Annotated in this window: 15 protein-coding genes and 1 pseudogene; 12 read left to right on the forward strand and 4 right to left on the reverse strand. The window is 63.5% G+C overall.

Translation table 11 applies throughout. From position 1 onward, the window contains the following. Nucleotides 1-116: 116 nt before the first annotated feature. Nucleotides 117-761 (reverse strand): annotated as a pseudogene (locus EOA85_RS11705) (magnesium chelatase domain-containing protein); the annotation flags it as partial. Between the two features lie 178 nt (nt 762-939). Next, nucleotides 940-1,881, reverse strand: a complete 942-nt coding sequence (gene gshB, locus EOA85_RS11710) for a glutathione synthase (protein WP_127209518.1) — start codon at nt 1,879-1,881, stop codon at nt 940-942. 400 nt (nt 1,882-2,281) lie between these two features. Between gshB and EOA85_RS11715 the strand changes: the two genes are divergently transcribed. The 12 genes from EOA85_RS11715 to EOA85_RS11770 all read left to right on the forward strand — a co-directional run bounded on the left by EOA85_RS11715 (nt 2,282) and on the right by EOA85_RS11770 (nt 13,223). After that, entirely contained in the window at nt 2,282-3,049 is a 768-nt protein-coding gene (locus tag EOA85_RS11715) for an SDR family oxidoreductase (protein ID WP_065006544.1), read from the forward strand. Beyond that, on the forward strand, nt 3,046-4,002 hold the full coding sequence (locus tag EOA85_RS11720; RefSeq protein ID WP_065006419.1) for a 2-dehydro-3-deoxygalactonokinase: 957 nt from the start codon (nt 3,046-3,048) through the stop codon (nt 4,000-4,002). Before EOA85_RS11715 ends, EOA85_RS11720 begins: the two co-directional genes overlap by 4 nt. Continuing rightward, nucleotides 3,999-4,640 (forward strand): 2-dehydro-3-deoxy-6-phosphogalactonate aldolase, encoded by a 642-nt coding sequence (locus EOA85_RS11725; RefSeq protein ID WP_127209520.1) that lies wholly within the window; start codon nt 3,999-4,001, stop codon nt 4,638-4,640. Before EOA85_RS11720 ends, EOA85_RS11725 begins: the two co-directional genes overlap by 4 nt. Then, entirely contained in the window at nt 4,637-5,518 is an 882-nt protein-coding gene (locus EOA85_RS11730; protein ID WP_127209521.1) for an SMP-30/gluconolactonase/LRE family protein, read from the forward strand. Before EOA85_RS11725 ends, EOA85_RS11730 begins: the two co-directional genes overlap by 4 nt. A 163-nt stretch (nt 5,519-5,681) precedes the next feature. Beyond that, complete coding sequence (locus EOA85_RS11735; protein ID WP_127209522.1) at nt 5,682-6,752, forward strand: D-alanine:D-lactate ligase-like protein; 1,071 nt, start codon at nt 5,682-5,684, stop codon at nt 6,750-6,752. Nucleotides 6,753-6,866: 114 nt separating this feature from the next. After that, on the forward strand, nt 6,867-7,535 hold the full coding sequence (locus EOA85_RS11740) for an XRE family transcriptional regulator (RefSeq protein WP_127209523.1): 669 nt from the start codon (nt 6,867-6,869) through the stop codon (nt 7,533-7,535). A 30-nt stretch (nt 7,536-7,565) separates the two neighbouring features. Continuing rightward, nucleotides 7,566-8,636, forward strand: a complete 1,071-nt coding sequence (locus EOA85_RS11745) for an extracellular solute-binding protein (RefSeq protein WP_127209524.1) — start codon at nt 7,566-7,568, stop codon at nt 8,634-8,636. A 10-nt stretch (nt 8,637-8,646) separates the two neighbouring features. After that, a complete protein-coding gene (locus EOA85_RS11750; protein WP_127209525.1) occupies nt 8,647-9,537 on the forward strand; it encodes an ABC transporter permease in 891 nt (296 codons plus the stop codon). After that, a complete protein-coding gene (locus EOA85_RS11755; RefSeq protein WP_127209526.1) occupies nt 9,537-10,322 on the forward strand; it encodes an ABC transporter permease in 786 nt (261 codons plus the stop codon). Before EOA85_RS11750 ends, EOA85_RS11755 begins: the two co-directional genes overlap by 1 nt. A gap of 1 nt (nt 10,323) precedes the next feature. Further along, nucleotides 10,324-11,433: an ABC transporter ATP-binding protein gene (locus EOA85_RS11760; protein WP_127209527.1), complete on the forward strand. Its 1,110-nt coding sequence runs from the start codon at nt 10,324-10,326 to the stop codon at nt 11,431-11,433. Between the two features lie 24 nt (nt 11,434-11,457). Further along, on the forward strand, nt 11,458-12,843 hold the full coding sequence (locus EOA85_RS11765) for an FAD-binding oxidoreductase (RefSeq protein WP_127209528.1): 1,386 nt from the start codon (nt 11,458-11,460) through the stop codon (nt 12,841-12,843). A gap of 26 nt (nt 12,844-12,869) precedes the next feature. Continuing rightward, on the forward strand, nt 12,870-13,223 hold the full coding sequence (locus tag EOA85_RS11770) for a cupin domain-containing protein (protein WP_127209529.1): 354 nt from the start codon (nt 12,870-12,872) through the stop codon (nt 13,221-13,223). Between the two features lie 62 nt (nt 13,224-13,285). Here the strand turns inward: EOA85_RS11770 and EOA85_RS11775 are convergent, their stop codons facing one another. Next, a complete protein-coding gene (locus tag EOA85_RS11775) occupies nt 13,286-13,573 on the reverse strand; it encodes a DUF1330 domain-containing protein (RefSeq protein WP_127209530.1) in 288 nt (95 codons plus the stop codon). A gap of 17 nt (nt 13,574-13,590) precedes the next feature. Then, a partial coding sequence (gene pyrF / locus EOA85_RS11780) for an orotidine-5'-phosphate decarboxylase (RefSeq protein WP_127209531.1) occupies nt 13,591-14,028 on the reverse strand: 438 nt, incomplete at its 5' end.

Below are 14,028 nucleotides of genomic sequence, written 5' to 3' on the forward strand. Positions count from 1 at the left end.
CCCCAAGTTCCCCCCGTGGCCCCCTGAGAACTGTCTGGAGACCCGTCCTATACCGCAGCCGGACTGCTGCTCTAGAGGAAACCGCTCGCGAAATATGTTAGGTCCTTTGCGATTGACATGAGCAGATTGTGACCGCCGGCCGCCGCCACTTCGAGTGCCCGCTTGGCGGTCTCCTGGCCCTTGATGTCGGCCAGATCCGGCAGGTCACGCGCCGCGGCATGGATGCCGGCCTCCGGCCGTGACAGTACCTGCGTGCCGCGAAAATGATTGGCGATGGCGATCAGGCTGCGCGGCGCCAGAATGTCGAAATCCTTGCCGGCCCACGCCGCTTCCGGCCCGCAGGCGAAAGGACAGATCAAGCCCTTGCCTTCGGCATTGGCGCCGATCGCCGCCGGCAGCGCGCCGGCCACCGCGGCGATGGTGCCGTCGAGCGACAGCTCGCCAAGCACGACATAGCCGGCCAGCATGTCGCCCGGAATGGCCCCCAATGCCGCCATCAGGCCGAGCGCGATCGGCAAATCGTAATGGCTGCCTTCCTTGGGCAGGTCGGCCGGCGCCAGATTGACCGTGACCTTCTTCGACGGCATCGACAAGCCCGACGCATGCAGCGCCGCCTGCACCCGCTCCCGGCTCTCGGCCACCGCCTTGTCGCCGAGACCGACGATGTGCATGTTGACCTTGCCCGGTGCGATCATCACCTGCACGTCGACCGGCACGGCCTCGATGCCCTGGAAAGCGACCGTACGGACCCGTGCAACCATTTTTCAGCCCCCGGACATGGGCTCGCCCGAAGCCCATGCGATCATGCCGTGAACGGCGTCACCGGAGACAACCACAGATTTTGGGCAAAGGCAAGAACATTACGGGAACAATTGAACGCTACATCTGATGGCGTCGCGGCGCTCTGGGTCGGAAAAACGCTGTTCCGCCAAGCGTGCGCTACTTGCGTTTGTCCTCGACCGCATCCCAGAACAGGCTCGCAATATCGGCGCCACCAAAACGCTGCACCTCGCGCACGCCGGTCGGCGACGTCACGTTGATCTCGGTCATGTAGTCGCCGATAACGTCGATGCCGACAAGGATAAAGCCGCGCTCTTTCAGCGATGGGCCGATGCGGGCGCAGATCTCGCGTTCGCGCGCCGTCAGTTCGGTTTTTTCGGCGCGGCCGCCGACATGCATGTTGGAGCGTGAATCATGCTCGGCCGGCACCCGGTTGATGGCGCCGACCGGCTCACCGTCGATCAGGATGATGCGTTTGTCGCCGGCGCGCACCTCCTTCAGATAACGCTGCACGATGTAGGGCTCGCGGAACAACTGGCCGAACATTTCGAGCAGTGAAGCAAGGTTGCGGTCGGCCTCGTGCAGGTGGAAGATGCCGGCGCCGCCATTGCCGTAGAGCGGCTTGACGATGATGTCGCCGAACTCCTTGCGGAAGGCGGCGACCTCCAGCGGGTCCTTGGTGATCAGCGTTTCCGGCATCAGGTCGGGAAATTCGGTGACGAAGATCTTTTCCGGGCTGTTGCGCACCCACGCCGGGTCGTTGACCACCAGTGTCTTGGGATGGATGCGCTCGAGTATGTGCGTCGTGGTGATGTAGTTCATGTCGAACGGCGGATCCTGCCTGAGCAGGACGACGTCCATCTCCGACAGGTCGGTGCGGACTTCTTCACCGAGCGAATAGTGATTGCCCTTATCATCGCGGACCTGCATTTCCTCGATGCGGGCAAACACCTTGCCGCCGCGCAGCGACAACCGGTCGGGCGTGTAGTGGAACAACTGATGGCCGCGCCGCTGCGCTTCCAGCGACAGCGCAAAAGACGTGTCGCCGGCAATCGAAACGGTGGAGATGTGGTCCATCTGGACGGCGATTTTCAGAGGCATGGCGGATCTCCGGCGGATCGGATGGGCAGCTGTGCTTGCCCTTACAACCTCGCCGGTGATCTGCCAATCGCGACATTTTGAGGATTGCCTGCTGCATGCGGGGCGTCTGTCGGCCAGTTGCAGACAAAGCGAGGCTGTGCGTGCGCTCGATGCCTCGTGGGGTTGGCCGCCGCTGCAAAGGACGCGTAGTGGGACGTGATCGTCTTTTTGTCTGACATAAGCCTCGGGAATCGGTTTTTCTCCCTTGCTCCCCCGACCGGGCTGGCTAGGATGCGCGCCGACTGAGCCTACAGCGCCGCGCGTCCTTTGGACGCGCAAAGGACGCTGTAGCACTTTGATTTTGCGCATGATCCTTCCGAAAATCGAAACCGATTCCGGGGTCATGCGCAGGGAGAAAAAAATGATGCCATCGGCACGCTTTGCCGACCTTCAAGGTGCCTCGGTGCTGATCACCGGCGGCGGCTCCGGCATCGGCGCGGCGCTGACCGAGGGCTTTGCCCGCCAGGGAGCGAAGGTCGCCTTTATCGACATCGCCGATGGCCCGAGCCTTGCGCTGGCCGACCGCATCGAGAAGGATCTCGGCCGCCGGCCTCTCTATCTCAAGACAGACATACGCGATGTCGAGGCGCTGCGGGCTTCAGCCGCCAAGGCGGCCGAAGCGCATGGCGACGTCACCGTGCTGGTCAACAATGCAGCACTTGATGATCGCCACGCAGTGGAAGATGTCACCGTGGAATTCTGGGACAACAACCAGGCGGTCAACCTGCGTCCGCATTTCTTCTCTGCACAGGCGGTAGCGCCGGGCATGAAGCGCGCCGGCGGCGGCTCGATCATCAACTTCACGTCGACGTCGTTTCTGATCAACCACCCCGACATGCCGGCCTATACCGCCGCCAAGGCCGGCATCGTCGGCCTGACCAAGGGGCTTGCCGGCAAGCTCGGCGCCGACGGCATTCGTGTCAATGCGATCGCACCCGGCTGGGTGATCACCGAGCGGCAGAAGGAACTCTGGGTCACCGAACAGGCGCTCGCCGCCCACGTTGCCAAGCAATGCATCAAGCAGGTGATGCAGCCGGAAGACATTGTCGGCACGGTGCTGTTTCTGGCGTCGGACGCCTCGCGGATGCTGACCGCACAGATGTTGATCGTCGATGGGGGCTTCCTGTGAGCCCAGGATTTCCGAACAAGGTGCCGGCCGTTGCCGCCGTCGATTGGGGCACAACCCGTCTCCGGGTCTGGCTGATCGATGAGGCCGGAAACGTCCTTGCCGAGCGCCGCGGCGACGACGGGCTGATCACTGCGCAGGCCGCCGGGTTTTCGACCATCCTCGAAGGACATCTGGTGGCGATGGGCGCGCCGGAAGCGATGCCCGTCATCATCTGCGGCATGGCCGGCTCGCGCCAGGGCTGGCTGGAGGCGCCCTATGTCACCGTGCCGGCGCCGATCGGCGCCATCCTTGCCGGCGCTGCGCGCATCCCCGGCCAGCGCCGCGACATCCGTATCGTGCCGGGGCTTGCCCAGCGCCAGGCCGATGCGCCCGACGTCATGCGCGGCGAGGAAACGCAGCTGGCCGGCGCTGGTTTGCCGGCAAAGGGCCGTCATCTCGTCTGCATGCCCGGGACCCATTCGAAATGGGTTTTGGTCGAGGACGGCGCTGTTGCCGGTTTCGGCACGTGGCCGACCGGCGAGCTGTTTTCGGTGCTGGCGGCGCACTCGATCCTGCGCCATTCGCTGGGCGAGCAGCCCCAGCCGGTTGCACCAGGCAATCCGTTTTTCCGGCGCTGGTGCGAGCAAGCGCTTGCCGACGGCGGCGATGTCACGTCGAGACTGTTCTCGATCCGCGCCGCTGGCCTGCTTCAGGACCTGAAGCCCGACGATGCCGCTGCTTGCCTGTCCGGCCTGCTGATCGGCGGCGAGATCGCCTCGGCCAGCCGGCGCTATGGGAAAGGCGGGTCGGTCGTGCTGGTCGCTTCCGGCGCGCTCGGCGCGCTGTACACGGAGGCGCTCGGCCTCGCTGGACTCGCGGTTCGGACCGTCGATGCTGACGAGGCGGTGCGTGCGGGCCTGATCGAGGCGGCGCGCGAAAATGGCATGATTGCTGGAAGCGGAGTTGCCGCATGACCGAGACCGCACCATTTCCGAAGCTCGAGCGCGGCCTTGTCGCCATCTTGCGCGGCCTCAAGCCGGACGAGGCGGTGGCCATTGGCCGGGCGATCTTCGAGGCCGGCATCGAAGCGATCGAAGTTCCGCTCAATTCGCCGGAGCCCTTCGCCTCGATCGCAAGGATCGCGGAGGCGCTGCCGGCGACGGCACTGGTCGGCGCCGGGACTGTGCTGACCGCAGCCGATGTCGACGGATTGCAAAAGGCCGGCGGGCGGCTGCTGGTCAGCCCCAACATCGATGCCAAGATCATGGGTCGCGCGATGAATTACGGCATGGTGACGATGCCCGGCGTGTTCACGCCGACCGAGGCATTTCAGGCCATCCGGCTCGGCGCCTCGGCGCTGAAATTCTTCCCGGCCAGCGTGCTCGGCGCGGCCGGCATCGCGGCGATGCGCGCGGTTTTGCCGTCCGATATGCTGGTCGGCGCGGTCGGCGGTGTGTCAGAAAAGGACTTTGCCGGCTACAAAGCCGCTGGCGTCAGCGTCTTCGGCCTTGGCTCCAGCCTGTTCAAGCCTGGTATGAACGTGGATGAGGTGGCAACGCGAGCACAGGCCGCAGTCGTCGCCTGGGATGCGGCGTTTGGAGCAGTGCGATGAACGAAGCCATCGTTTCTGTTCTTTCCGACCATGTCTGCCAGCTCGGCGAAGGCCCGAGCTATGACCCCGCCGCCGATACGCTCTACTGGTTCGACATCGTCAACGGCCAGCTTCTTGAGAAGCGCCTTTCCGGCGGCGCGGTCAAAATCCACGAGCTTGGCCAGATGGCCAGCGCCATCGCCGTCATCGATGACAACAGACAATTGATCGCTACCGAAACCGGCCTGCATGTCCGCGACGTCGCGACCGGCAAGATGACGCTGCACACGACGATCGAGGCCGACAATCCGATGACGCGCTCGAATGATTCGCGCGTCCATCCCTGCGGCGCCTTCTGGGTCGGCACGATGGGCAAGGGCGAGGAAAAGGCCGCCGGCTCGATCTACTGGTTCTTCAAGGGGGAGCTGCGTCGGCTCTATTCGGACATCACCGTGTCGAACTCGATCTGCTTTTCCGAGGACGGAACGGTCGCCTGTTACACCGATACCAGCACCGGCCTGTTGATGCGCGTCGCCTGCAATGCAGCGAACGGCCTGCCGGTCGGCGAACCGAAGATCTTCGTCGATCATCGCAAGGCCAAGGGCTATATTGACGGTTCGGTGCTCGATCGCGACGGTGTTCTTTGGAACGCCTGCTGGGGCGGCAGCGTCATCGAAGCCTACGGGCCTGACGGCAAGCTCATCCGTTCGGTCGCGATGCCGGTGACGCAACCGTCCTGCCCGGCCTTTGTCGGCAGGAATGCCGACCGGCTGGCGGTGACTTCAGCCTGGTCGGGCAAGAATGAGAAGCAGCGCCTGCTGGACCCGCAAGCCGGCATGACATTTCTGCTCGACATTCCAGTCAACGGCCGCTTCGAGCCGCGCGTGTTGATCGCCTAGACCATGATCCGAACCTTTGGTTCGGAAAAGATCATGGTCAAACAATAAGATCGCACCAGCACTGTCGTGCAGGCGTCCGGCTGACGTCGGTTTTCCGCGAAAGCCTGATACATTCGCCGTGCGATGGTAGGCAATCGCGCTGCCAGGACCCGTTCATCATCCCATGTCAAGCCGCAAGCCGAAGCTGATCCTTGTCTACGAGCCGGAAAAGGCTTGCTTCGACCGGCTGGTCGCCGATGGCCACGTGGCGGCGCGCGCGGCCGAAATCGCCTCCTATCTGGCGCAATCGACCGACATCGCCTCTGAGTTCGATGCGCTGGCCGCAGCCTGCCTGACACGCGGCCTGTCCTTTGCTCCAGTGGCGCTCGACGATGCCGCGAGCGCTCTCGCCGGCGAGGGCCCAAAGTCCACGCTTGTCTGGACGCTGACCGACGGCATCGCCTATTTCCGCGGCGGCGCCGCACCTGCTTTGGCACGGCTGAATGGCCTGAAGGTGATCGGTGCCGATGACGCGCTGTTTGCGCTGTGCCAGGACAAGTTCCGCTCCGGCGCCGTGCTCGGCGCACTCGGCCTGCCGGTGCCGCAATCCGGTTTGGCCCGCGACGGTCATTGGCTGGTCGAGCCACCGGCTTCGCCGGCAGGCTGGTTTGTCAAGCCGAACCGGCTCGGCGCCAAGATCGGCATCTGGCAGGACTCGCGCTGTGCCGATCTCGGCCATGCGCTGGAACTTAGCCGGCGTGTGTTCGCCGCCTATCGCGACGACGTCGTCGTGCAGCCCTATGTAGCCGGGCGCAATGTGCGCGCGAGCTATCTCGGCCTGAAGCCGGACACCGGCGTCGAGGCGCTCGGCATCGCCTTTGTCGATTCGGGCGGTGATTTCCAGACCATGGCAGACAGCCTGGCGCTCTATGGCGGCACCGGCGAGGCTGCCAGGGAGGCGGGGACATACGCCGAGCCCGAGCTGCTGCCGGTCGCCGCCAGCCAGCCGCGAGCCGATGCAAAGATCCGACGGATCGCGCAAAGCCTGATGACCGGGCTCGGCCTGCGAGATGTATTTTCCATCGATTTCCGGGTCGAAGCCGACGACAGCGTCCATCTCATCGAATTCGAGGTCTGCCCCGGCCTGCCCTGCTTCGATTTCCGCGCCTATTGCCGCACGCAATGGGAGATGGGCCTCGCCGATGCGATGGCCGAGACCGCGGCGAGCCGTTTTAACCGAATGGCCGCGTCCTGAGCAGAAATTCTGCGTGAAGCTGCCCCCGGGCGACCCAGGATCGTATCGTATCTTGACAAATCGCTTGCGTTCCGGCACCTCACTTAATAGAGTGTTAAGTGAAGGAGGCACTCGGTGAAAGTCGACCTTGCCACGTTCCCGGGCGTGGCCGCGCTGGCAGCGGCGGACGCGGACAAGGCGAAGCATGTCGGTGGGCGGATCAAGGCCATTCGCACGGCCCGACGCATTTCGCTTCGCCAGCTGGCCGACATGGTCGGCACGACGGCGAGCTTCATCAGCCAGCTCGAGCGCAATCTGAGCGGCGCCAGCGCCAGCACCCTGATGCGGATCGCGGCTGCGTTGGATCTCGGCATCGACGACCTGTTCGAGCAGGCCGAAGGTGGGTTCCACAAGGTGCTCACCAGAGGCGACCGCCCCCTGCTGCCGATCAGCCACGGTTGTCGAAAGACGTTGCTGTCGCGGCGGCCGATCCATGAATTCGAGGTTTATTCGGGGGATTTCGACGTCGGCGGTTCGACCGGTAACGATGCTTACACGCATGGCGGCAAGCACGAGATGTTCGTCGTTCTGAAGGGAACAGTCGAGCTGACGCTGGCAGACGAGCGCTTCGTCATGAACGAGGGCGACAGCATCGAATACGCAACCTCGACGCCCCATCGCACGGCAAACATCGGCAAGACGCCGGCGCAGGTGCTCTGGATCATCGCGCCCCCAACCAGCGGCGCGGCGGAACTCAATCGATACACGCCCGGACAAGGCTCGCAGCCGGGCGAACCGAAGTAATGCGGGTGCACATAAATGGGAGATAAAACTATGAAGACCAAGATCGGACAGGTGGCCGCACTCGGGCTGTTGATTACCACCACCGCAGCGCTTGCACAGAGCAAGCCCGTGGCGGGCGAGGTGGCCGAGGGCTCGCTGAAGGGCAAGACGCTGACCTTCGTCTCGTATGGAGGCATTTACCAGGATGGTCAGATCGCCGCGCTGAAGGAGTTCGTCGACAAGTCCGGAGTGACGCTGCTCAGCGACGGGCCAACCGAAATCTCGAAACTGCAGGCGCAGGTCGAGTCCGGCAATGTCACCTGGGACGTTGTCGATACCGGCGATTTCCCGCCCTACGTCTATTGCGGCAAGCTGTTCCAGAAGCTGGACTTCTCGAAGATCGATACGTCTAACATTCCGGAGGGCCAGATCAGCGAATGCAGTGTGCCGGCCATGAACTATGGCGTGGTGCTGATGTACTACACCGAAAAGTACAAGGATAACCCGCCCAAGAGCTGGAAGGATTTCTTCGACATCGAGAAGTTCCCGGGATCGCGCGCTCTGGAGGGCAGCGGCGATCTCTCCGGCGGCATGATCGAGCAGGCATTGCTCGCCGCCGGCGGATCGGTGGAAAACATGACGGTTGCCGATATCGACAAGGCGATCGAGAAGGTGAGGTCGCTCGGTCCGGACACGATCTTCTGGAAGACCGGAGCTGATTCCCAGCAGCTCGCCGAATCCGGCGAAGCCGACATGATCGCGATGTGGACCGGACGTGCCATGACTGCGGTGAAGAACGGCGCGAAGTACACGCCGGCGTGGCAGGACTGGCTGGTCGTGATGGACCAGATGACCATTCCGATGGGCGTCAAGGACCCCGACGCGGCGCATGCGCTGATCAACGCCTATGTCGGCAAGAGCGCGCAGGAGACGCTTGCAAAAACCACCTCGTATACCCCGATCCACAAGGACGCGAAGCCCGAAGTGGACGAGATCACAGCGGCGTTCATGACCAACACGCCGGACAAGCTGAAGCTCGGTTACCAGCAGAACATCAAGTTCTGGGTGGAGAACTTCGAGGTAGCGAACGAAAAGTGGAACGCGTTGATGGCGGGCAACTAGGTCCGCCACCGTGGCAACGAGAGCAATCGACAGCCGGAACACTGTTCCGGCTGTCGCCGCTGACGACCGGCGGCGCTGGTTTCGTGGACAGGCTTTCTGGCTCGTCGCGCCGGCGCTGCTGCTGCTCGTCATCTGCCTGGGTCTGCCGCTCGTCATCGTTACCTTGCGCAGCTTTTCCGAGCCGCAATGGGGATGGCAGAACTATGCCTGGTTCTTCGGCACACCGGTCAACCTGACCGTACTTCAGCGCACCTTCGCGATCTCCGCCTGGGTGACGCTGGTATGTATCATTGCCGGCTACCCCTATGCTTATGTGATGACCGCAGTCGGGCCCAATATGCGGCTCGTCCTCATCCTGTGCGTGCTGGTGCCGTTCTGGGTGAGCGGTGTGGTGCGCACCCTGGCATGGGTCATCCTTTTGCAGGATTCCGGCGTGATCAACTCCGTCATCCGGGCAGGCGGCCTTGGTCCGGTCAAGCTGATCCGCACGCAGACCGGCGTGGTGATCGGCATGGCGCAGGTGCTGCTGCCGTTCATGATCCTGCCGCTCTATTCGGTGATGAAAACGATCGACCTGCGGCTCATGCAGGCCGCACGGAGCCTCGGCGCGAGCCCGGCGCGCGCCTTTGCCCAGGTTTATCTGCCGCTCTCGCTTCCCGGCGTCTACGCAGGCGCCATCATCGTGTTCATTCTTGCGCTCGGGTTCTACATTACCCCCGCGCTGCTCGGCGGTCCGCGTTCGACCATGCTCTCGACCCTGATCCAGAACCAGGTGCTCAGCCTGCTCAACTGGGGCCGCGGCGGTGCGATGGGCGTGGTGCTGTTGATCGCGACCTTCGTCCTGCTCGCGCTCGCAGCACCGCTGTCGCGGCAACCGCACAAGACGGGCTCGAGACGCTGATGAAACAGCCCGGTCGAATCCTGCTCGGTCTGTTCTGCCTGCTCGTCGCGGTCTGGCTGGTCGCACCGACAATCGTCGTCGTGCCGATGTCGTTCAACGACAAGAAGTCGCTGGCCTTTCCACCATCCGGCTTTTCCTGGCAGTGGTACCAAAACTTTTTCACCAACCCGGAATGGTCGGCGAGCCTGGTCGGTTCGCTCAAGGTCGCCGTTGTCACGGCGGTGTTCGCCACCGTCATCGGCACGCTGGCGGCATTCGGCCTCGATCGCATGAAAAGCCGCGTCAGCGGCGTGCTGCGCGCGCTGCTGATCACGCCAATGGTCGTGCCGGGGGTGGTGCTCGCCGTTGGAATCTATGCGGTCTATCTCGATACGCGGTTGGTCGGCACCATGACCGGCTTCGTGCTGGCCCACACCATGCTCGCCGTTCCTTTCGTCATCATCGCCGTCTCCGCCAGCCTGGAAGTCTTCGACAAACGGCTGGAAACTGCTGCGGCCAGCCTCGGCGCAACCCGGCTGACGGCGTTCAGGACGGTGACGTTGCCGCTGATCGCGCCGGGCATCCTGTCGGGCCTGCTGTTTGCGTTCGTCACCTCATTCGACGAGATCATCGTCGCGCTGTTCATCACCAGCCCTTATCTGAAGACACTGCCGGTCCAGATATTCTCGAGCATTACCCGGGACGCCGATCCCACCGTTGCGGCAGTGGGCACGCTGCTCTTCATCACGACGTCGCTCGTGATCGGGGCGGGGCTGTTGATCGGTTCGAGACAGGGAAAACGTTGACATGGCCTCACCATCGACTCGCGGCGCAGCCATTGATCTCAAATCCGTCAGCAAACACTATGGCAGCTTCATCGCTCTCGATAAGGTCTCGCTGCGCATCGAACCGGGGGAGTTCATGACGCTGCTCGGGCCCAGCGGTTCGGGCAAGACGACCACGCTCAACGTCATCGCCGGCTTCACCGAGGTCAGCTCGGGTTCGCTTGATGTCGGCGGCAAGAGCGTCATCGGCGTACCGGCACACAAACGCAACATCGGCGTGGTCTTCCAGCACTACGCGCTGTTCCCGCACATGACGGTGAGCAGGAACGTCGCGTATCCGCTGACCCTGCGCGGCATCGCCAATCCCGATCGCGAGGCCCGGGTGCGCAAGGCCCTGGACATGGTGAAGATGGCGGATTTCGGCCACCGCTTCCCCAGCGAGCTCTCCGGCGGACAGCAGCAGCGCGTCGCGCTGGCGCGTGCCATCGTATTCGACCCACCGCTGCTCCTGATGGACGAGCCGCTCGGCGCGCTCGACAAGAAGCTGCGTGAATGGCTGCAGCTCGAGATCAAACGGATCCACCGCGAATTGGGCACCACCTTCGTTTACGTCACGCACGACCAGGAGGAGGCTCTGGTCCTCTCGGACCGCATCGCCGTGTTCAACCAGGGGCGCATCGAGCAGATCGGCACCGGCCGCCAACTCTACGACGAGCCCGAGACCTTGTTTGTCGGAAAGTTCGTCGGCGACTCGACGATACTGCGTGGCGCGGCCTCCACCTCCAGCGACGAGACCGCCATCGACATAGCCGGACGAAAAGTGGCCGCCGCCAAACGCCTTTCCGATGGCGCCAAACCCGTGATGCTGCTGCGGCCGGAGAAGCTGAGCCTCGCCAGACGGGGGAAGGGCGGACAGGGTCGAAACACCCTGCCCGGGCGCATCGGCGAGGCCATCTACCTCGGATCGGGCTCCAAATACGAGGTCGTGCTGGCCGACACCTCCAAGGCGATCGTGCGCTCTACGCTGGACGCCGAGATCTTCGCCATCGGCGACGAGGTTGATCTCGTATTCGCGGGCAGCGACGTGAAGCTGTTGGCGGACGACGAAAACGCCGATTTCACGCTGACCTGAATCCTATCTGGGAAAATCTCGACAATGGACGTGAAGAAGAACGGCGACGTTTCATTCTGGTATGCCGACATCGGCGGCGTGCCCGACTATCGGCCGCCGCTGCAGGGCGATATCATGGCCGACGTCTGCATCGTCGGGGCCGGCTACACCGGCCTTTGGACCGCCTATTACCTGAAGCAGGCAGCCCCCCACCTCAACATTGTCATCGTCGAGAAGGAGTTCGCCGGCTTCGGTGCTTCGGGACGCAATGGCGGCTGGCTGTCCGGCGGGTTCTCATGGTCGCGCGAAAAATATGAGAAGGCAACCTCGCGCGCCGGAGTCGTCGCCATGCAGGCGGCAATGACGGGTACGGTGAACGAGGTCATATCGGTTGCGGAAGCCGAAGGCATCGACGCCGACATTCGCCGTACCGACGAACTGCTGGTCGCTACCAACGAGGCGCAGGAGCAGCGCGCCAAGGCGATGTATGCCCATGCCAGATCCTGGGAGCTGACTGACCAACGTGTGGGGTATATCGATGCAGCCGAGATGCGTCGGCGCATAGCGGTGCACGACGCGCGCGGCGCCTTCGTCATCAAGAAGGTTGCGCGGGTTCAGCCCGCAAAGCTGGTGCAGGGGCTCGCCAAGGCAGTGGAGCGCCTCGGTGTGCCGATCTATGAACAGACAACCGTGCTGTCGATCGAAAAAGGCAAGGTCACAACCAGCCGAGGCGTGGTGCGCGCGGAAAAGATCGTGCGGGCGACCGAGGGTTTCACTGCGGGAATTGCCGGCCACGAGAGACTTTGGTTGGCGCTCAACAGCGCCATCGTGGTCACCGAGCCGTTGTCCGACAAGCTGTGGAGCGAAATCGGCTGGGATGGCTACGAGGTGCTCGGCGACGCCGCACACACATACTGCTACGCCCAGCGCACTCGTGAAGGACGCATTGCCATGGGCGGGCGCGGGGTGCCTTATCGGTTCGGCTCGAAGACCGACGTTCGAGGCGTCACCCAGCAGGCGACGATCGACAAGCTGCACAAGATACTGACGACGCTTCTGCCGCAGACCAAGGGGCTCAAGCTCGACCATGCGTGGTGTGGAACGCTCGGCGTGCCGCGGGACTGGTGCACGACAGTGGGCTTTGACAAGCAGACCGGAATAGGCTGGGCAGGCGGCTACGTCGGCCTCGGCGTTTCCACCTCGAACCTCTCGGGACGCACATTGAGGGATCTTGTGCTGGGCAACGACACCGAGCTGACGCGGCTTCCCTGGGTCAATCGAACCGTGCGCAAATGGGAGCCGGAGCCGCTGCGCTGGCTGGGCGTCCATTCCATGTATCAGCTCTATCGGATTGCCGACGAGCGGGAAGCAAAGGGGCTGCCGCGCACATCGCGGCTAGCGGCCCTGGCAGACCGCATCACCGGGCATTGAACCGCATCACCTCGAGGATATACAGCATGATCGACTTCAAGACCTTCGCCCACCTTGCGCATATCGACCTCGGTGAGCCCCAGCCGAAACCCACCTCGGTCGAAGGCGATCAGCTGGAAGCAGCCAACACCCTCTGGGTTTCGGCCGATGGCAAGATCGAAGTCGGTGTCTGGGAATGTTCGCAGGGCCGGTTCACCGCGCGCCGCGACACGAATTCCGAGATTTGCCACATCGTCTCAGGCCGCGTGACGCTGCACGGTCCCGAGGGCGCGGCCAAAAATGTCGGACCCGGCGAATTGCTTGTTCTGCCGCTTGGCTGGCAGGGCGAATGGACCATCCACGAGAAAACGCGCAAGCTTTACATCCTGCATTCGGTTTGATCGCTGCAGGTGCATGCTCGCCTGCAATTTCCGATGAGACCAGGCGCGCCACGGCGGTCGAACTAAACCCCTTCGACCAGCACGATCTCGCCGTCGGCTACTTTCTGGCGGATCGTCACGGCGCGTTGATACTCCGGCGAGTGATAGCAATCGTGCGCCGCAGCCAAAGACGGAAACTCGATGATTACGTTGCGGTCGCGGCCCGGCCCTTCCGCCTTTTCATGCGCACCGCCTCGTGCCAGGAAAACGGCGCCGAAGCGATCGAAAGCCGGTTTGGCGGCAGTGACATAGTCCTTGTAGCCTTCCGCATCGTGCACATCGACGCGGGCGATCCAGTATCCCTTGGGCATGCTTCTTCTCCGAATTGTTAGGCCGAGCGCATTTCGTCAAGGATCGCTTCCGCGACCGCTCGCCTGTCGGCGGCGCCGACGATCGGCCGGCCGACGACGAGATGGCTGGAGCCGTTGCGGATCGCCTGCGCCGGCGTCACCACGCGCTTCTGGTCGCCATGGTCGCTGCCCTTGGGCCGTATTCCCGGCGTGACGACGGCCATGTTGGGCCCGACGATCCGGCGCACCGCTTCCGCTTCCTCGGCCGAGCAGACAATGCCGCCCATGCCGGCATGCAGCGCCTGTTCGGAGCGCCTCAGCACCAGCGTATGCGGGTCATGTTCATAGCCGGCGTCGATCACGTCCTGCTCGTCCATCGAGGTCAGCACGGTGACGCCAAGCAGGCAAAGATCGCTGCCCCTGGCGGCCTCGACCGCTGCCTTCATCGTCTTCGGATAGGCGTGCAGCGTCAGCAT

It is taken from the genome of Mesorhizobium sp. M5C.F.Ca.IN.020.29.1.1, assembly GCF_003997375.1.
Classification (GTDB): Bacteria; Pseudomonadota; Alphaproteobacteria; order Rhizobiales; family Rhizobiaceae; genus Mesorhizobium; species Mesorhizobium wenxiniae.